Source organism: Anaeromyxobacter terrae (genome assembly GCF_022690685.1).
Lineage (GTDB): Bacteria > Myxococcota > Myxococcia > Myxococcales > Anaeromyxobacteraceae > Anaeromyxobacter > Anaeromyxobacter terrae.
Window position 1 is genome coordinate 19,653 of the sequence record NZ_JALCYY010000030.1, and the last position, 18,881, is coordinate 38,533.

General features: G+C 74.3%; 11 protein-coding genes. 4 read left to right on the top strand and 7 right to left on the bottom strand.

Features of this window, described 5'->3' with window-relative positions; translation table 11 throughout:
* The first annotated feature begins 65 nt into the window (after positions 1-65).
* Together MNY62_RS14490 and MNY62_RS14495 are read left to right on the top strand one after the other, a co-directional pair.
* On the top strand, positions 66-2,540 hold the full coding sequence (locus tag MNY62_RS14490; RefSeq protein ID WP_242344891.1) for an Rv1355c family protein: 2,475 nt from the start codon (positions 66-68) through the stop codon (positions 2,538-2,540).
* Positions 2,541-2,697: 157 nt separating this feature from the next.
* A complete protein-coding gene (locus MNY62_RS14495) occupies positions 2,698-4,218 on the top strand; it encodes an OmpA family protein (protein WP_242344892.1) in 1,521 nt (506 codons plus the stop codon).
* 75 nt (positions 4,219-4,293) lie between these two features.
* On the opposite strand, the gene MNY62_RS14500 is transcribed toward MNY62_RS14495, so the two are convergent.
* From MNY62_RS14500 to MNY62_RS14520, 5 genes are all read right to left on the bottom strand, one after another.
* Positions 4,294-5,628 carry a sensor histidine kinase gene (locus MNY62_RS14500; protein WP_242344893.1) on the bottom strand — a complete coding sequence of 445 codons (1,335 nt, stop codon included), beginning with the start codon at positions 5,626-5,628 and terminating at the stop codon, positions 4,294-4,296.
* A 117-nt stretch (positions 5,629-5,745) separates the two neighbouring features.
* Positions 5,746-8,049 carry a nitric-oxide reductase large subunit gene (locus MNY62_RS14505; RefSeq protein WP_242344894.1) on the bottom strand — a complete coding sequence of 768 codons (2,304 nt, stop codon included), beginning with the start codon at positions 8,047-8,049 and terminating at the stop codon, positions 5,746-5,748.
* Between the two features lie 202 nt (positions 8,050-8,251).
* The gene (locus tag MNY62_RS14510) at positions 8,252-9,694 is read right to left on the bottom strand and encodes a DHA2 family efflux MFS transporter permease subunit (protein ID WP_242344895.1); all 1,443 of its coding nucleotides are present in this window, start codon (positions 9,692-9,694) and stop codon (positions 8,252-8,254) included.
* 87 nt (positions 9,695-9,781) lie between these two features.
* Positions 9,782-10,987 carry an MFS transporter gene (locus MNY62_RS14515; protein WP_242344896.1) on the bottom strand — a complete coding sequence of 402 codons (1,206 nt, stop codon included), beginning with the start codon at positions 10,985-10,987 and terminating at the stop codon, positions 9,782-9,784.
* 70 nt (positions 10,988-11,057) lie between these two features.
* Positions 11,058-11,708, bottom strand: a complete 651-nt coding sequence (locus tag MNY62_RS14520) for an alpha/beta hydrolase (protein ID WP_242344897.1) — start codon at positions 11,706-11,708, stop codon at positions 11,058-11,060.
* A gap of 166 nt (positions 11,709-11,874) precedes the next feature.
* Here MNY62_RS14520 and MNY62_RS14525 point away from each other — a divergent pair, with 166 nt between their 5' ends.
* Positions 11,875-12,903, top strand: coding sequence for an SDR family NAD(P)-dependent oxidoreductase (locus MNY62_RS14525; RefSeq protein WP_242344898.1), 1,029 nt, complete (start codon positions 11,875-11,877; stop codon positions 12,901-12,903).
* Between the two features lie 105 nt (positions 12,904-13,008).
* Here the strand turns inward: MNY62_RS14525 and MNY62_RS14530 are convergent, their stop codons facing one another.
* Together MNY62_RS14530 and MNY62_RS14535 are read right to left on the bottom strand one after the other, a co-directional pair.
* Positions 13,009-14,268 carry an OmpP1/FadL family transporter gene (locus MNY62_RS14530; protein WP_242344899.1) on the bottom strand — a complete coding sequence of 420 codons (1,260 nt, stop codon included), beginning with the start codon at positions 14,266-14,268 and terminating at the stop codon, positions 13,009-13,011.
* A gap of 20 nt (positions 14,269-14,288) precedes the next feature.
* Entirely contained in the window at positions 14,289-17,231 is a 2,943-nt protein-coding gene (locus MNY62_RS14535; RefSeq protein WP_242344900.1) for an alpha/beta hydrolase, read from the bottom strand.
* 351 nt (positions 17,232-17,582) lie between these two features.
* Between MNY62_RS14535 and MNY62_RS14540 the strand changes: the two genes are divergently transcribed.
* Positions 17,583-18,869 carry a hypothetical protein gene (locus tag MNY62_RS14540; RefSeq protein ID WP_242344901.1) on the top strand — a complete coding sequence of 429 codons (1,287 nt, stop codon included), beginning with the start codon at positions 17,583-17,585 and terminating at the stop codon, positions 18,867-18,869.
* Positions 18,870-18,881: the final 12 nt, after the last annotated feature.

Consider the following 18,881-nt stretch of genomic DNA (forward strand, 5'->3'; position numbering starts at 1 on the left):
CACCGGGTTCATTCGGCCGGCCGCGGCCGTAGACTGGGCCCCACACCCAATGGGAGGCACAGCCCATGCCAAGCCACCGTCAGTCGGAGCTCCTGGACCTCGGGCAGTCCCTGCGAGCACGCCCGCTCGGCTTTCCCGGGCCGGAAGGCGGGGCCCCCGATCCAGACGAGGTCCTGCGGCCCGGCACCGACGGGGACTCGGACGCGTGGCGACCGGAGGCCTTCCCCGCCGGCGACCCGGCGGCGCGCAGGCGGCTCGCCGCACGCGTCGTGGAAGAGGGCTTCACGGTCCACGACGCCCTCCGCGAGCAGCTCGTCGAGCTCCTCGAGACCCGCGAGCCGGCGCTGGAGCTCGAGCCCGACGGGCTGCGCGACCGGCTCGCCGCCCATCTCGAGGGGAGGCCGCTCGCGCACCACGGCACGTGGTTTCTCTACCCGTGGTCCCGGCGCGTGGTGCACCTGCTCCCGGAGGGCGAGTTCCGCGAGCTCCGGGCGAGCCGGAACAGGAACAAGATCTCGTCCGAGGAGCAGGAGCGGCTTCGCGCGGTCCGGCTCGGCGTCATCGGCCTGTCGGTGGGAAGCGCGAGCGCCGTCGCCCTCGCGATGGAGCAGGTGGGCGGGGAGCTCTACCTCGCGGACCACGACCGTCTCAGCCTCTCGAACCTGAACCGGCTGCGGGCCGGCGTCCACGAGATCGGGGTCCCGAAGGCGATCCTCACCGCGCGCGCCATCTCCGAGCTCGACCCGTACCTGCGCGTGCGGCCGTTCCCGGACGGGATCACGGATGCGAACATGGACCTGTTCCTCCGGCCCGGTGGGCGTCCGCTCGATCTCCTCGTGGAGGAGTGTGACGACCTCTACGTGAAGGTTCGGGTGCGGGAGGCGGCGCGCGCCCTGCGCATCCCCGTGCTCATGGAGACGAGCGACCGGGGACTCCTCGACGTCGAGCGGTTCGACCTCGAGCCCGAGCGTCCCCTCCTACATGGCCTCGTCGGGCCGATCGACGCCGAGAAGCTTCGCGGGCTCGACACCTCCGAGAAGGTGCCGATCGTGCTCCGCATCCTCGGCGAGCAGAGCATCTCGCCGCGGCTCGCCGCGTCGCTCGTCGAGGTGAAGGCGACGCTCAAGACCTGGCCGCAGCTCGCCTCGGCCGTGTCGCTCGGCGCGGCGGTCATCACCGACACCGCGCGCCGCATCGCCCTCGGGGAGCTCACGTCCTCGGGGCGGTTCTACGTGGACCTCGACGACCTCGTGCGCGACGGGGCGGGGACGGTGCAGCCCGGCACGCAGGAGCCCGCGCCCGCCCCCCTCGATCCGCTCGACGAGGCGCGCACCGCCGCGCCGGCCCCGGTCCTCGCCCCGGCGGTGGTGCGGCCGAGCGCGGCGCTCGATGCGCAGCGCGTCCGGGCGCTCGTGCGGCTCGCCACGCTCGCGCCCTCCGGTGGAAACTGCCAGCCGTGGCGGTTCTCGTGGGACGGCAGGCGCCTCCGCCTCGCCCACGACGCCGCCCGCTCGCGGTCCTTCCTCGATCATCGCGACCTCGCCAGCTGGCTCGCGTTCGGCGCCGCGGTCGAGAACCTCACGCTCGCCGCGGCGGCGACGGGTCTCGACGTCGCGGTCGACCTCGACCCGGATCCGCGCGACGGCGCGCTCGTGTGCGACCTGCGCTTCGCGGCATCACGCGCCGCCGCGCCGCCGAGCGTCTCGGCGCTCGCGGCGGCGATCCCGGATCGCGTCACGAACCGGAGGCTCGCTCCGCGCGCCCCGCTCGCCAGAGCCGCGCGCGACCTGCTCCTCCGCGTCGCGACGGACGTCCCTGGAGCGGCGCTCCACCTCGTCGAGGATCCGGAGCGGCTCGCCGAGCTCGGCGAGGTGCTCGGGCGCGGGGACCGGCTCCGCTTCCTCTCTCGCACCATGCATCGCGAGATGATGGGAGAGGTCCGGTGGACGGCCGAGGAGGCACGGAGGACCCACGACGGCCTGGACGTCGCCACGCTCGAGCTCTCCGGCGCGGATCTGGCCGGCCTCCGCGTGATGTCGTCGTGGGCCGCGATGGAGCTCGTCGGCCGCCTCGGCGGCGGGCGCGCGCTGGAGAGGCCGGCAGCGCGGGCGATCTCGGCGGCGAGCGCCGTGGGCCTCGTGTCGGTGCAGGGCCGCACGCGCGAGGCGTACTTCGCGGGCGGCCGCGCCATGCAGCGCGTCTGGCTCCAGGCGACTGCGCTCGGGCTCGCGTTCCAGCCCATGACGCCGCTCACGTACCTCTTCGCGCGGCTGGACCTCGGCGAGCCCGGGGGCCTCTCGCCAGCCGAGATCGCCACGCTACGCGAGCTGCAAGGCCGCGTCGGCGCGGTCTTCCCGGAGGCGGCAGACCGCGGGGAGCCCATGCTGTTCCGGCTCGCCGTCGCGCCCCCACCGACTGCCAGGGCGCTTCGCCGCCCCGTCGGGGAGGTACTCGAGGTGGAGCCGCGCGCGTCGGAATCGCGGGCGGGTCCGCTGCGCGCCGCGCCGGCCCGCCCCCCGTCGCATCGTCGCGCCGGGTGAGCCTCGCGCAGGCCGCCAGTTCTTCGCTGACCCGTCCTGGGTTCCGCGGCGGCAGGTCTCGCCCGATGGCGGTGACCCGCACTGCCGGAGGTGCGCACACCACCCCACGCGTAGCATCCCCTCGTCTGTTCGCTGGCTTACCAGGGGGAGCGCCATCATGAACGTCCGTCGTTTGGGAGCATTGCTCGCCGTCGCGCTCGCGGGGGACGCGGCGGCGCAGGCGGCTACCACTTTCGAGCTCGAGCGGCTCCAGCTCGATCCCGCCGCACGCGGCTCACTCGTCGTGGGGAACGGAGAGGTCGCGCCCGCCGGGACCCTTCGCGCAGTCCTCGGAGCCGAGCGCCAGCACCGATCGCTCGTGCGCCTGGGGGACGATCTCCTCGGCCGCCGGAGCGGCGATCACACCGCGGCGCTCGTCGAGGACCGCGACACGCTGCGTCTCGTGCTCGACTACGTCGTCGTCCCGCGCGTCGAGCTCTACGGGCGCGCCAACTTCATCATGAGCCAGGGGCAGGGGCTCCAGGCGGCGTCGTCGGGCTGGGGCGTCCCGTCCGTCGGCCTGCGCCTCGGAGCGCTGCAGCAGTCCTCCGGCGCGCCGTTCAACCTCGCCGTCGCCGGTGAGTTCCTCCCGTCGTGGGGCACGCGGAGCCTCTTCGCGCGGCCCGAGAACCCCGCAGGCTTCTTCCGGCTCGAGCTCGGCCGCGACATGGGGAACCACACCCTCGGCATCGAGGGCGGCTACTACCTCACGGACAAGCAGGTGGTCGGGATCCGCACGGTCGGCAAGGAGATCCGCTACGGGGTGGCGCTCGCGCGCAAGGGCATCCTCAGGCCCGAGATCTCGTACCGCGGCGCGGTGGGCGTGGACGGCGACACGGGCCCCGCCTACGGCGAGGTGCTCGCCGGGCTGCGCGTGAACGTCGGCGTGGTCGAGGTGTTCGGCCTCGGCGGCCCGGGCTTGTTCAACCGCTACGGCACGCCTCAGTGGCGCGCCCTCGTCGGCGCAGCGCTCCGCTTCGAGCCGAAGGAGAGGAAGGTCGAGGAGCCGGCGCCCGCGCCCGCCCCGCCGCCGCCTCCTCCGCCGGATCCCTGCGCGCCGGGCCAGGCGCACACGCCGGACCAGTGTCCGGACCTCGACGACGACGGCGACGGCGTCCTCAACAAGGACGACGCCTGCCCGACGGAGAAGGGCCTCCCCGAGCTGAATGGTTGCCCGGCGAAGGACTCCGACGGCGACGGCGTGCCCGATCACCTCGACAAGTGTCCGACCGAGCCGGGTCCCGCCGAGAACCAGGGCTGCCCGCGCGTGGTCGTGGAGAAGGAGGCGAAGAAGGTCGAGCTCAGGGAGAAGGTCCAGTTCGACACCGGCAAGGCGACCATCAAGCCCGAGTCGAACGGGCTCCTCGACGAGATCGCGAAGGTGCTCACCGAGCACGCGGAGATCAGCCGCGTCGTCATCGAGGGCCACTCCGACTCGACCGGCGGCGCGGCGCTCAACAAGCGGCTCTCGCAGGCGCGCGCCGACTCGGTCGTGACCGCGCTCGTGGAGCGCGGCGTCGCGAAGGAGCGGCTCTCCGCGAAGGGCTTCGGCCCGAGCCGCCCGATCGCCTCGAACGACACGCCGGAGGGGCGCGAGGCCAACCGGCGCGTGGAGATCTCGATCGCGCAGACCGAGTAGCGGCCAGCGCCGGGACGAAGAGGCCCCCGGGTCGCCGGGGGCCTCCTTTCGCTGCGCGCCGCCCGCCGCGGCGAGCTACGCCGCGGGTAGCCAGGCGCGGGTGCGCGGCAGCCGGACGGTGAAGAGGGTCGGGCGGCCCGGGCCCGACGCGACCTCCACGTGGCCGCCGTGCGCCTCGACGATGGTCCGCACGATGAACAGCCCGAGGCCGAGCCCGTCCGCGCCGGCCTGGCGGACGTCGCCGCGCTGGAACGGCTCGAAGATGGCGCGCGTCGCCTCGGGCGGGATGGGCGGCCCGTCGTTCTCCACCTCCACGCGGACGGCGTCGGTCTCGCCGGCGGCGCGCAGGCGCACCGGCGTGCCGGACGGCTGGTGCTGGAGCGCGTTCGAGACGAGGTTCGCGATCGCCTGCTGGAGCCGGTCGGGATCCCAGTCGCCGGAGAGGTTCCCGTCGCAGGAGAGCGCGATCGCGCCGGGGCCGTGCCGGAGCGTCGCCTCGTCCACCACCGGGCGGCAGACCTCGCGCATGTCCATGGCGCGCGGCGCGAGCGGGATCCCGCCCGCGTCGCGCACGCGCGTGAAGTCGAGCAGGTCGCGGATCATCCGCGCCATGCGGCGTGAGCTCGAGAGGATGCGGGCGAGCGTGCGCGCCTCGGCGGCCGGCAGCGTCCGGCGCGAGAGGAGCGTCGCGCCGGCCTCGATCGCCGAGAGCGGGGTGCGCAGGTCGTGCCCCACGATGCCGAGGATGCGGGCCTGCACCTCGAGGGCGATGCGCCGCTCGCGCTCGCGCTCCTCGTGCGCGCGCAGCGCGTGGCGGACGCTCGTTGCGGCGAACAGGAGCACCGCCGCGAGCGCCAGGTTCGCGACGAGGAACACCGCGTCGCCGAGGGCGGTCTTGCCGGACCAGGCGCGCTCGCGCTGGGCGAGGGCGTCGCCCTCGATCCCGACGAGCTCGCCGCGAGCGCGCTCCATGTCGTCGAGCAGGCCCGGATCGGTGGCGGGGTGCCAGGGGGCCCCGGTGAGGAGCGCGGCGTCGTGGGCGCGCCGCTCCTCCGCCATCGCGGCGAGCGCGGCGTCGACGCGCCCGACGAGCGTCTCGGTCGGCGCGTGCAGCGCCGGGGCCCGCTCCGCCCGCTCGGCGAGCGTCGCGAGCTCGACGCGGATCGCGGCGACGGCGCGCTCGTGACGCGCGAGCTCGGCTGCGCTCCGCACGAGCAGGTAGCCCCGGTGGCTGCTCTCCGCGTCCCGGAGGGCGGCGTCGAGCCGCTCGAGCGTGAGCACCGCGCGCGTCGACTCGGCGGCGCGGGTGGCGTTCTCCTGACGCGAGGTCGCGACCGCGAGGTACACCCCCACCGCCACCACGATGGCGAGGATGGCGGCGACGAAGCCGGTCACGGGACGAGCGGGCACGCGAGAAGGCAACCCGGCGAGCGGGCGAACTCTTCCCTCTCTTCCGGGGAGGCGACGGGGTGGGCTCTCGTCCCACGCCGGCTCTGCCCCATCCAGGCGGGGCCGGCGCCGCGCTCGCTACAGCCGCTCCGGCGCCGGATGGCCGGGCGCGGGCGCCCCGCCCGCCGCGCCCCCCGCGACGTCGGTGAAGAGCGGGCTCTCCGGCTGGGCGGCGGGGAAGGCTTGCGCCCGGGCGCGCACGCCGCGCCAGGCGAGCACGACGACGGGCAGGACGCCGCCCACGATGAACAACGCGTCGCCGGGGAGCCGCGCCCACTCGAACCAGGTCAGCGGCCGCGCCGTGAGGTACTCGATCGCGCGCGCCTCCCAGTAGCCGACCGTGACCGAGCGGTGGAGCTGCAGGACGCCGATGGGGAAGAGCGTCGCGAACACCATCCAGCCGAGGCCGAGGTTGAGCGACCAGAAGCTCACCGCCGCGAGCCGGTCGGACCAGCGCTCCTCCGGGACGAGGTAGCGGAGCCCGAACAGCGCGAGCCCCACCGCGAGCATCCCGTAGACGCCCATCATCGCCGCGTGGCCGTGGTTCGCGGTGAGGGCGGTGCCGATCTGGTAGTAGCTCACGATCGGCAGGTTGATGAGGAAGCCGAAGATCCCCGCGCCGACGAAGTTCCAGAACCCCACCGAGGCGAGGAACGCGACCGCCCAGCGGTGCGGGAACCGGACCGCGCCCGCGCGCTGCTCTCGCCCGAGGGAGAGGAAGCTCCAGGCCTCGAAGGTGAGCAGGGTGAGCGGGATGACCTCCGCCGCGGAGAAGAACGCGCCGAGCGCCATGTGCTCGGCGGGCTCGCCCGAGAAGTAGACGTGGTGCATCGTGCCGACCACGCCGCCCACCGAGTAGAGGATGATCTCGAGGTAGATGAGCCGGAGCGCGACCTTCTCCGCGACGACGCCGAGGAGCACGAACAGGTAGGCGACCACGACGGTCGTGAAGAGCTCGAGGAAGTCCTCGACCCACAGGTGCACCACCCAGAAGCGCCAGTAGTCGGTGACCGCGAAGTGGCCGCGCGGGTGGGCGAGCAGGCCGACCGCGTAGAAGGCGGGGATCGCGAGCGCGGCGAAGAAGAAGAGCCAGGGCATGTTGCCGAGGTGCTCGCGCGCGAGGCGGGGGCGCAGCGCCCGGTAGAGGATCGCCACCCAGGCGAAGAGCCCGAGGATGAGCAGCACCTGCCAGAAGCGGCCGAGCTCCAGGTACTCGAAGCCCTGGTTCCCGAACCAGATGCTCCGCGTCCAGCCGTGGATCCCGGCGAGCTCGCCGATCATGCTCCCCACCACCACCACCGCCAGCGCGCCGAGGAGCACGAACGCGAGCGCGCGCTGCCCGGGCGGCTCGCGCCCGGCGATCATGGGCGCGAGGAAGATCCCGGCGGCGAGGTAGCTCGTCGAGACCCAGAAGATCGCGAGCTGCAGGTGCCAGCTGCGCACGACGTTGAAGGGGAGCAGCGCGGCGAGGTCGACGCCGAAGAAGCTCGAGAGCTCCGCGCGGTAGTGCTGCGTCGCGCCGCCCACCAGCGTCTGCAGGAGGAAGAGCAGCGCCATGACGAGGAAGAACCAGCCGGTCGCGCGCTGCGAGGGCGTGAGCGGCACCTCCGCGGGGCGGCGGAAGGTGAGCGTCTGCGACTCGCGCCCCTGCCAGCCGAGGAACCGCCAGCGCCCGAAGGCGGCGAACAGGAGCCCGGTCCCCCCGAGGAGCGCGACGAGGGAGAGGACGCTCCAGACCACCATCGGTCCGGTCGGGGCGTTCTGGACGAGCGGCTCGGGCGGCCAGTTGTTGGTGTACGAATAATCCAGGCCCGGCCGCCGTGCGGCGGCCGCCCAGGCGCTCCACGCGAAGAACGCGGTGAGCAGCCGGACGTCCTCGGGACCCGAGACCACGTCTCGCGCGAGCCCGGTGCGCGCGCTTGGCTGGGCGAAGAAGGCGGCGAGCTCGCCCCGGTAGTGATCGAAGGCGAGGGCCTGACCCTCGGTGAAGCGCAGGGTGTCGCTCGCCGGGTCGTAGCGATTCGTCTGCAGCTCGGCCCAGGTTTTCGGGCCGCCGGCCTGCTCCGGCTCGCCGTTGCGACGGGCGACGAAGCGTCCGGCGCGCCGCAGGTAGTCGGCGGTGAAGTCCGGCCCCAGGTACCCGCCGTGGCCGAAGACCGAGCCGTACGACATGAGCCCGCGTCCCAGGAACAGCTCCTGCCCCGAGAGGATGTCGTCGCGCGAGAAGACCACCCGCCCCGCCGGATCGACGACCCGCTCCGGGATGGGCGGGGTGGCGGTGTAGGTCCGGTAGGCGAGCACCCCGAGGATGCCGAAGCCGACGAGCATGACGAGGAGCGCGGCCTGCAGCCAGCCGCGCGACACGAGGAGCTGCCTGCGCATGCGCCCTCCAGGGTTCGCGACTCGCCAAGGGTGGCGACGGCGCGAGCGCGCGACAACACGACCCTCCGTGCAGGGTTCACGCAACGTCACCGACCGGTGGGTGCTCGTGACGAGGCTGCTCGTGCGGCGGCGCCGGCCCTCGCAGGACAGGGGGGCGGGCCGCCGCAGGGGGCGCCAGAGACGCACGCGTCCGGGCCGCCGCTCACCGCGTCCGTCCGGGCGCGACACGCGGGGCGACGGCGGCCGGCCGCGCGCGGGGGCGCGCTCCTCCATGGCCGCGCTCGACGGTGGCCCAGGCGAGCGCGCCGCCCACGCCGCAGAGGGCGGCGGAGATCGCCATCGCCCGCCGGAAACCCTCGGTGAGCTGCCCGGAGGCGACGTCCGCCGGGCCGATGCCGGCGGCGAGAGGCAGCACCGCCACCGCGAGGAGGCCGGCCGCGCGCGCGACCGCGTTGTTCACGCCGGAGGCGACGCCCGCCCGCTCCGCCTCGACGGCGGAGAGCGCCGCCGCGGTGAGCGGGGCGACCGCGAGGCCGAGCCCCACCCCGAGCGTCGCGACGCCGGGGAGGACGCCGGAGAGGTAGCTCACGCCGGGCTGCGCCCGGGAGAGGAGCGCGAGCCCGACCCCCGCGACGAGCGCGCCCGCGGCCATGAGCGGGCGGTTCCCGACGCGTCCCGCGAGCCGGCCCGACCACGGCGAGAGCACGAGGATGCAGGCGGTGAGCGGGAGGAGCGCCGCGCCGGAGGCGAGCGGCGACCAGCCCAGGCCGCGCTGGAGCTGGAGCATGAGGAGGAAGGTCGCGCCGCCGAGCCCGAAGTAGAGCGCGAGCGTGGCCGCGTTCGCCCCGGTGAACTGGAGGGAGCGGAAGAGCGAGAGGGGGAGCATGGCCGAAGGGCGGCGCTCCACGAGGACGAATGCACCGAGCGCGACGAGTCCCGCGAGCGCGGCCACGGTCACCCGCGCGCCGCCGCCGCCGGTCGCCTCGATGAGCGCGTAGGTGACCGCGCCGAGCCCGAGGGCGGCGAGGACCGCGCCCGCGACGTCGAGCCGTCGCGCCACGGGCGCGCGGGACTCCGGGACGAACCGCACCGCCGCCCAGATGCCGAGCGCGGCGATCGGGAGGTTCACGAGGAAGACGGCGCGCCAGGACACGGCCTCGGCGAGCCAGCCGCCGAGGAGCGGCCCGAGCGCGGTCGTCACGCCGGAGAGGCCCGCCCAGGCCCCGATCGCGCGCCCCTGGTCCTCCGGGGCGAAGCAGCTCCGCAGGAGGGCGAGGCTGCCCGGCACGAGCAGCGCCGCGCCGACCCCCTGCACCGCCCGGAACACGACGAGCGCGCCGGCGCTCGGCGCCAGGCCGCAGAGGAGCGAGGCGACCGCGAACCAGGCGAGCCCGATGGTGAACACGCGCCGGCGCCCGTAGCGATCGCCGAGGGCGCCGCCGGGGAGGAGGAGCGCGGAGAGGGTGAGCAGGTAGCCGTCGAGCGTCCACTGCAGCGCCGAGAGGCCCGCGCCGAGCTCCCGGCCGAGGACCGGGAGGATCACGTTCACCACCGTCGAATCGAGGAACGCGAGCCCCGAGCCGAGGACCGCGACGAGGAGCACGCCCCTCCCCGCCCGGCTGCCGTAGCGCACCGCCTCCCGCACCCCGCGAACCTAAGACCGGGTCCGGGCGAGAGCCGGGCTCCTGCGGGGCCGCCTGCTTCAGGCGCGGCGCCGCTCCGGCGGAGTGGCTCAGCCGCGCTGGTAGCGGCGCAGCGCCGGCGCGACGATCGCGGTGACGATCGCGGCGCCGATGCAGAGGAGGCCGCCCGAGGCGACGGAGAGGCGCGGCCCGAACGCGCGCGCGACCGCGCCCGCCTCCACCTCGCCGAGCTGCGGCCCGCCCATGAAGAAGATCATGTTGATGGAGCCCATCCGGCCGCGGAGCGCGTCGGGGGTGAGGAGCTGCCGGAGCGTCTGGCGAATGACGGTGCTCACCGTGTCGGCGGCGCCCGCCACCGCCAGGGCGGCGAGGGAGAGCGGGAAGCTGCGCGAGGCGCCGAACACCGCGACCGCGGCGCCGTAGGCGCCGACCGCCCACAGCACCGCGCGCCCCTCCCGCCGCGGCAGGGAGCGGGTGGCGAGGAACGCGCCCGCGAGCGCCGCGCCGGCGGGCTGCGCGGCGTAGAGGAGCCCGAGGCCGCGCGGGCCGACGTGGAGGAGCTGGTCCGCGAAGATCGGCATGAGCAGCATCGAGCCGCCGAAGAACGTCGCGAAGAAGTCGAGCAGCATCGTGGTGCGGATGACCGGGGCGCGGCGCAGGAACTGGAGGCCCTCCTTCACGGCGCCGAACCCGAGCGGCGTCGCACGCGGCGACGCGCGGTGGCGCATGACGAGGAGGGCGCCGATGACCGCGAGGAACGAGGCCGCATCGAGCGCGTACAGCGTGACGACGCCGCCCCAGGCGAGGAGCAGGCCCCCGAGCGCCGGCCCCGCCACGTTCGCGACCTGCCAGCCCGTGAACGCGAGGGAGAGCGCGCCGGAGAGGTGCTCGGGCGGCACGAGGAGCGGCACGAGCGCCTGGCGCGCCGGGTTGTCGAAGGCGATGGCGGCCGCGCCGACCGCCACGAGGCCGTACAGGAGGGCGGGGGTCGCGAGCCCGAGGTGGCTCGTCACCGCGAGGGTGATGGAGACCGAGGCGAGGAGCGTCTGGGTGACGAGCATGAGGCGGCGGCGATCCACCGCGTCCGCCACCACCCCGCCGCCGAGCGCGAAGGCGATGACCGGCGCCACGCGGAAGAAGCCGAGGAGCCCGAGCGCGAGCGGCGAGCGGGTGAGCACGTAGAGCTGCCAGACGATGGCGACGTGCTGCATCTGCGTGCCGGTGGTCGAGACGACCTGGCCGAAGAGGAGGTTCCTGAAGTCGCGGGCACGGAGGGCCGCCGGGAGCGCGGGCACGCGCGGAGGAGAGCACGGGCGACCCCGACTGTCGATCCGGCGTCCCTCCCCGCCTGCGCGCGCGCCGGCGTCAGGCGCCCGCGCGCGAGACGAGCCAGGCGCCCGCGTCGGCGAGGCTCTCCTCGGAGATGGTGTGGCCGATCGGATACTCGCGGTACTCGACGCGCTCGCCGAGGAGCGGCGCGAGGAGCGACCTCGCCTCGCGGCCGCGCTGCACCGGGATGACCTCGTCCCACGTGCCGTGCAGCACGAGGGCCTCGAGCCGCGCGAGCGCCGGCGCGAGCTCCGCGCGGGAGAGGCTCTGCGGGAGCACGCGGCCGGAGTGCGCGACGAGGCCGCGCACGAGGTCGGGGCGGGCGAGGGCGAGCGCGTAGCTCATCACCGCCCCCTGCGAGAACCCGAACAGGAACACGCGCGCCGGATCCGCGCCGTAGGCCGCGCACAGCTCGGGGACGAGCTCCGCGAGCGCCTCCCGGCTCGCCTCCACCTCGGCAGGATCGAGGGTGATGGGCGTGGTCGTCCGGTCGAGCCCGTACCAGGCGAAGCCCGACGGCCGCGCGGGGTACGGCGCGCGGGCTGCCACGACGAGGAAGCGCGGGTCGAGCCACGGGGCGAGGGCGAACAGATCCCGTTCGTCGGCGCCGAGCCCGTGCAGGAGGAGCAGGAGCGGGGAGCGGTAGCGGGCAGGCGTCGGCGCGCGGACGAGGTGCTCGAGCGTCACGAGGAGACGCTAGCCCCCGTCCGCCGTCGCCGCCGTCCGGCACCAGGCCTCCGGACCCGGGCCTTCGCGGCCGCCCGCTCGTCGAGCGGGGCGGCAGGTCCAGCACCGGGTGGCGGCCGCTGCGCCCGACCGTGCGCATGCTTCCGCGTAACCGAGGAGACTCCACGTGCGGCGACTCGAGACCTGGACCGCGCTGGCCATCGCGGGCGGCGCCGCAGCGCTCGCTCTCTCGCGGCGCATCGGGCGCGTCCGCCTGCCCGGCAAGATCGCGCTCGTCACCGGCGGCTCGCGAGGCCTCGGGCTCCTCGTCGCCAGAGAGCTGGGGCGCCACGGGGTGCGCGTCGTGATCTGCGCCCGCGACGAGGAGGAGCTCGAGCGCGCGCGGGGCGGGCTGGCGGCCGAGGGCATCGACGTCACCGCGCTCCCCTGCGATGTCACGGACGAGGACGGGATCCAGGGGCTCGTCGCCGACGTCGAGCAGAACCTCGGCCCCATCGACGTGCTCGTGAACAACGCGGGCATCATCCAGGTCGGCCCGGTCGAGGCGATGAAGCTCGAGGACTACCGCCGCGCGATGGACGTGATGTTCTGGGGCGCCCTCCACGCCGCCGAGGCGGTGCTCCCCGGGATGCGCGAGCGGCGCCGCGGCACGATCGTGAACGTCACCTCGATCGGCGCCGAGGTCGGGCTCCCGCACCTCGCCCCCTACGACGCGGCCAAGTTCGCGCTGCGCGGCTGGTCCGAGGCGCTCGGGGCGGAGTCGATCCGCCACGGCGTGCGGGTGGTGACGGTCGTCCCCGGGCTCATTCGCACCGGCTCCTTCGGCCACGCGCTCGTGAAGGGGAAGCGCTACGCGGAGGCGAGCCTGTTCACGCTCGTCGCGTCGCTTCCGCTCGTCACCTCGAGCGCCGATCGCGCGGCGCGCCGCATCGTGCGGGCGATCGAGAACGACGAGCGCTTCGTGGTGGTGGGGCTCCCCGCGAAGGCGTTCCGGCTCGCGCACGCGCTCTTCCCCGGCACCGTCGTCCGCACCCTGGGGGCCGTGAACCGGCTCCTCCCGCAGGCCGAGCCGGGCGCGCGCGAGGCGATCGCGCTGCCGGGCGAGCTGTTCCGGCGCGGCCTCGCGCGGTCGATCCTGACCGCGCTCGGCGATCGCGCCGCGCGCCGCTACAACGAGGAGCCGGAGCCGGCCTGAGCGGCGGCGCAGGCGCGACACCTGGCACGGCGCGCGCCGCGCCGGACGTGCGACGGGCGGCGGTGTCGTCCACCGCCGCCCGCGCGAGCGCGACTCCGTATCCGGCTACTGCGCCTGCGCCACCGGCGAGGCCGCCCGGTGAAGGTCGGTGTTCCACGACAAGCCGGCGGACACGATCACGATGTCGGTCTGGTACTTGCCGGGGAACGGGATGGACCCCTCGGTCGTGACCTCGTCGCGTCGCCCGTAGAAGAACGCCGCGTTGGCGGCGAGGCCGCGCTTGCCGAACGCCCAGGTGAGCCCGGCCGAGCCGCCGGTCGTGTTCGAGTCCGGGAGCGTCGGCGAGTAGGTCGTCGCGCGGAGCCCCGACTGATCGCGCATCAGGCCGGCCCGAAGCGCCAGGGTCGGGCTCACCTCCCACTCCACGCCGCCGCGGATGACGTTGCCGTTCCGGTAGTCGCGCGGCACGGTGAGGGTGAGCCCCTTGTCGCCCTGGAAGGTGTCGTCGCGGTACACCACCCAGCGCGACCAGGACCACTGCAGGGTGACGAGGAGCTGCTTCAGCGGACGGTAGCCGGCGCCGAGGGTGAAGAGGTTCGGCAGCGTCACCTCGTGGGTCACGCCCTGGTCCTGCGTGGCGGGGCTCTCGAGCGAGGGCGGCACCTCGAAGTTGCCGTCGCCCTTCAGCGTGGCGTGCGCCTTGTGCTTGTAGTCGATGCCGATGGTGAGCGGGATCGACAGGACCGGCCGGATCTCGGCCGCTGCCTGGTAGGTGACCGCGCCGCCCTTCGTGTCGAGCTCGCCGAACGCGTCCGGCAAGGGCTGGATGCCCTGCTTCAGGTACTCGAAGCCGTAGTACCAGATGAGGCCGCCGCCGAGGCGGAGCTGCGGGAGGACCTCGTAGCCGGCGGTCGCGTAGGTGCCGAAGAAGCGGCGCTGCACCTCGATGATGCGGCCGCGGCCCTGCCAGTCGTCCTTCCAGAACTGGTTGCCGCCGAACGGCTGGGCGAAGCCCACGCCGACGCCGAAGCCGCGCCCGGCGAGCTTCGTGCCCCAGCCCGCGTAGGCGGCGACGGGCGTCACCGGCTTGAAGCGGGTGGTGGAGCTGCCGGTGAGGCCGCTGCCCGCGATCGCGGACCAGTCGGTCCAGATGTCGAGCATGGACCCCGCCACCGAGACGGCGGGGCCGTCGAGCTTGGAGAGCGCGGCCGGGTTCAGGGAGGCCGCGGCGGCGTCGACCTGCGCGGCCACCGCGGAGTGGGAGAGCGCGAGGTCGCGCGGGTTGACGCTGATGACCTCGTAGCCGCTCGCGAGCGCGAGCGACGGGACGAGGAGGAGGGCCGCGAGGAGGATCTTCGTGCGCATGGGTTGGGTCCTCGTCTCGTTCAGGGGAGCGCGACCGGCCCGGTGGAGGGCGAGCCGCCCGCGAGGAAGTCGGCGAGATCGGCGCGGACCTTGGCGCCGGCGGCGCTCTGCGCGCCGATGACGCCGTGCCGCTCGCCGGCGGGGAGCGTGCTCGAGGTGTAGAGCGTGAAGGGGATCCCGCCGTCCGTGTAGAGGAGCGCGTTGAAGGGGTTCGGGACCACCGGGTCGCCCTCCACCATCTGCCCGTAGACCGCGGTGCTCGCGGGCGCGAGCGGCCCGAGCGCCGTGACGAGCGCCGCGTTCGCGAGCGCGTTCGAGTCGGCCTCGGCGGCGTAGTTGAGCGGCTCGGCCGGATCGAGGATCCACTTCGCCACGATGAGGGTCTGCGCGTAGCGCGCGGCGATGGCCGGGTCGAACGCGGCGTTCGTCGAGTCCACCTTCTCGAAGGTGAAGCCGGGGATGAGCTTCGCGAACAGGTCGCCGACGCGCTGCCGGAACGCGGGGGCGTTCGTGAACACGTCGACCATCGTGCCGCCCGCGACGTCGAAGGCCGAGCGGGCGATGCGCGGGTTCGTGGCGGTGAGGCTCGTGCCGATCATGCCGCCGAGCGAGACGCCCGCGAAGTACACCTGGTCCGGGCGCACCGCGACGCCGGAGCCGGCGAGCGCGGTCTGGAGCGGGTTCGACGCCTGCTGCGGCACGCCGGCGGGCGGACGGGCCACCGCGAGGACGAGCGCGGAGTGGTCGAGGAGGTCCTCGCGGATCGCGTCGCGGATCCGGAAGAAGTTCTCCGAGATGAAGTAGTTGCCGGAGGCGGTGGGGGAGAGCCCGCTGTACTTGAGCTTCCCGCTCGTGCAGACGCCGGGGACCTTCTGGTTCGCGGCGTCGAGCGTGCAGGTCCCGCCGTCGCAGTCGGTGTCCACCGCGCACGAGGCGCGGTCGCCGTGGAACGGCGCGTCGATGGCGGCGACGACGAAGCCCTTCGCGGCGAGGTCGTTCGCGACCGCCAGCATCTGGTAGTGGCTGCCGTTCAGGCCGTGGTGGAACACGACGAGCGGCGCGCACTTGAGGAGGCTCAGCGGCGGGGTGGCGCCGCACGGCGAGGCGACGCTCGCGGGCTTCGGCACCGCGATGAGCGCCGGGATGTCCTTGCGGTTCGCGCCGATCTCGGCGGCGCCCCAGCTCGCGACCGCCGGGTTGAGCGCGCCGGTGGTGGCGTCGAGGACGTCGAGGGTGCCGATGTTCGCGGTGTGGAACTTCGCGACGTCAGGGAACGCGGCCGAGGGCAGGCCGAAGGTAGCCGGGTCGAAGTCCGCCACCGAGGAGGTGGTGAAGATCGCGGCGCTCGCGGCCGCCTCGGCGCCGTACGGCAGCGCAGTGAGGCTCGCGGACACGTCGGAGACCGACTGCGTCGAGAGCGTGTAGGCCATCACGACCTTCTGCCCATCGAGCACGAAGGTGGGCGCGACGAGCTGGACCGCGCCGCGGAGCGCCTGGAGCGAGCGGGCGTCGGTGGCGGAGATCCCGCCCACCGTGGACTGGCCGCTCGCCGCGTCGTAGAGCGGGCCCTGCAGGTCGAAGAGGATCTTGCCGAGCGTGCTGCGCTCGAGGCCGTTGTTCTGGAGGTCCTTCACGCCGTCGGTGACGACGACGAGGTAGCGGGCCTTCTGCTTGAGGGGCGGGAGGTAGAAGGTCGGCCCGCCCGGCACGGCCACCGGGATCGCCGGCTGCAGGCCGATCGCGGTCGACACGCGGGTGCCGCCCACGGTCTGGGAGAGGTTCGGCGGCTGGGTCAGGTACTCCGGGCTCCCGCCGCTGCCCACGTCCACGAGCCGCCGCGTGTCAGGCGGGGTCGTCGCGCCGGTGGGGATGAGCTCGTAGATGCGGACGGTGTCGTGGGTGATGGTGCTCGCCTGGACGGGCGCGGAGAGCGGCGCGAGCAGGAGGCTCGTCGTCGAGAACCCGTCGAGGGTCGCGAGACCGGGCGCCGCCGGCCCGAGCGAGGGGATGTTCCGCACGAAGAAGCGGGTGTTGTTCGTGCCGGGCACCGGCCGGGTCGGATCGAGCAGGAAGTCGGAGGGGAAGGGGATCTGGCCGGAGCCGGAGTCGGTGAGGACCGCGGCGCCCGTGGAGCGGGGCGCGATCTCGAAGGTGGCGATGCTCGCCACCTCGAGGTGCGGGAAGGCCGCATCGACCGCCTGGTAGGCAGGGACGATCTGCGGGTCGGGCGCGGGAGCCCAGTTCGCGCCGCCGACCGCGTTCCACTCGAGCGGCTTCCACAGCGCGCTCTGGACCGTCTGCACCAGCGCGAGCGTCGCCGGGGGGAGCCCGCCGGGCGGCTGGTTCTCGCGGTTCGACAGGTCCGCGTTCTCGAGGGTGAGCGTGATGGCGGCGTCGGGGCTGATCGCGCTGCCGTCCGTGGTCTTCACGCCGCTCGCGCCGCCGCGCGCCGCGAACACGTAGCGGCCGGGCTCGAGGCGCCGGCTGCCCGTGGCGTCGGCCTTCTTCACGACGCGGATCTCACCCGGGACCTGGCTCGCCGTCGGGAGCGGCTCGGTGTCGACCCGCACGGCCGTCCCGCCGCCGAGCTTGAACAGCGCGAACGTCTGCGGGGTCACGGTCGCGACATCCACCGTGGGCTTGGCCGCGTCCACGTACCTGCCGGTCGCGTTGTCGTAGGTCACCGCCCGGATGGGCACGGTGAGCGTCGGCGCCTGATCCGAGGGGAACCCGCCCTGGGTGATGAGCATCTGCAGGAACTGCTTGCCGGGACCGTCCGGCAGCGGCGCAGGGGCGGCCGCGCTCGCCGCGGCGAGCGCGAGGTCGTTCGGGGTCGGGATGTTGGGCGACGAATAGCTCGCGATGACGGCCGACGGAGCGGGTCCCGTCTTGTCGACCGTCTCGGTGCAGGCGGCGGATACGACCGCGAGGGCGGCCAGGATCGTGGCACGACGATGAAGCATCGGGGAGTCTCCTCGTTACTCTGACGGGGAGTAAACGGGACGGCGGGGGACGAGAGCGATCGATTTGCGCGTCAAACCGCTTGAAGTCAAGAAACAGCGAGCGACGCTTTGCGTCAGCGTAGCGCGTTCGTTGCGCAAAGAAGCGGCGCGGCGAGGGATGCGCCCCCGTCGAGGCGCAAATGATTGATTCCGCGGTCAGCGAGAGCCAGGGCGAAGATTGACCCAGGCTCGCCGTCGATCTCTCACGCAGCGCGTCGTGACCTGGCCATCCGGCGGTTGTGGAACCCGCTCGGGGCTCGCTAGCATCGCGGGCTCGTCGTCCCCCGCCCTCGCTCGCCGAAGGATCCCGACATGAAGCCCACGCTGCCGCTCCTCGCGCTCCTCGCGCTCGCCCCCGCCGCGCGCGCAGACGTTCCGCCCGGCACCCCCCCTGCCGCGCCGGCGCCCCTCGCGGCTCCGGCGCCCGCCGCGGAGAAGCTCACCCTCGACACCTCCGGCTGGCTCATCCTCAACACCTACGCGAGCTCGGGCGCGCTGAACGCGAACGACCTGCCCCGCTTCGCGCGGGCCGGCGCCAGCGACGAGGCGGCGCTCGGGATGGGCGTGCGGCAGAGCCGGCTGCGGCTCAACATCGGCATCCCGTCGGACGGGCTCCTCCTGAACGCCAAGCTGAAGGCGCTCGTGGAGCTCGACTTCATGGGCGGGAACACCCTCGGCTCGGACGACCCCTCGCTGCCGCTCGTGCGCCTGCGCCACGCGTGGGTCTCGGCCGCCTGGCCAACGCTCGGCAACCTCGCCGTGCTCGCCGGGCAGACCTGGGGCATCGTGGGCGGCCCGTACTTCGCGCAGAGCCTGTCGCACCTCGCCACCCCGCGCTTCGCGGGCGCGGGCTTCCTCTACCGGCGCGCGCCGCAGGTGCGCGTGTCCGGCGACGTCGGCGGGACCTTCGGCCTCGTCTACCAGGTGGGCGCGCTCGCGCCCATCGACCGGGCCGGCGTCACCGCCGACGCCGCCAACGGCGCGCCGGGGCCCGTCGGGGAGCGCTCGGGGGTGCCGAACGTGGAGGCGCGGCTCGCGGGCGTGTTCCGCCCGGGCGGCAAGGCCACCGCGGAGCTGGGCCTCTCGGGCCACTACGGGCGCGAGAAGTACTCCTTCGCCGCCAGCGCGGATCGGTCCGCGAAGGACGTCACGACCGACAGCCGCGCCCTCGCCCTCGACCTGAAGCTCGACCTCCCCCACGTGCAGCTCGTGGGCGGCGCGTTCACGGGCGAGAACCTCGACATCGTCTACACCGTGAACGGGAAGGGCGTGGTGGCGGATCCGGTCCTGGCGCGCGTCTCGAACGTCGAGACCCGCGGGCTGTGGGCGCAGGCGGCGGTGACCCCCGTCGCCGGGTACACCTTCCTCCTCGGCGCCGGGCGGGAGGACCCGCGCGACGCGACGCTCCCCGCCGCCAGCGCGACGTCGAGCCCGATCACGCGGAACAGCCAGCTCTCCGCCGGCGCGCTCGTGAACCTCACCTCGCGCTGGCGCCTCGGCCTCGAGGCGACGCGCTACGTGACGGACACGGCGACGACGGCCGGCAAGGACACGTACACCGCGAACCAGCTCGAGCTCTCGACGCTCCTCGCGCTGTGAGCCACGGTCCGC

What these genes read in the sequence shown, in the direction of transcription:
- MNY62_RS14490 (WP_242344891.1), top strand. Translation starts at nt 66, where the DNA reads ATGCCAAGCCACCGTCAGTCGGAGCTCCTGGACCTCGGGCAGTCCCTG.
- MNY62_RS14495 (WP_242344892.1), top strand. Translation starts at nt 2,698, where the DNA reads ATGAACGTCCGTCGTTTGGGAGCATTGCTCGCCGTCGCGCTCGCGGGG.
- MNY62_RS14505 (WP_242344894.1), bottom strand. Translation starts at nt 8,049, where the DNA reads ATGCGCAGGCAGCTCCTCGTGTCGCGCGGCTGGCTGCAGGCCGCGCTC.
- MNY62_RS14530 (WP_242344899.1), bottom strand. Translation starts at nt 14,268, where the DNA reads ATGCGCACGAAGATCCTCCTCGCGGCCCTCCTCCTCGTCCCGTCGCTC.
- MNY62_RS14535 (WP_242344900.1), bottom strand. Translation starts at nt 17,231, where the DNA reads ATGCTTCATCGTCGTGCCACGATCCTGGCCGCCCTCGCGGTCGTATCC.
- MNY62_RS14540 (WP_242344901.1), top strand. Translation starts at nt 17,583, where the DNA reads ATGAAGCCCACGCTGCCGCTCCTCGCGCTCCTCGCGCTCGCCCCCGCC.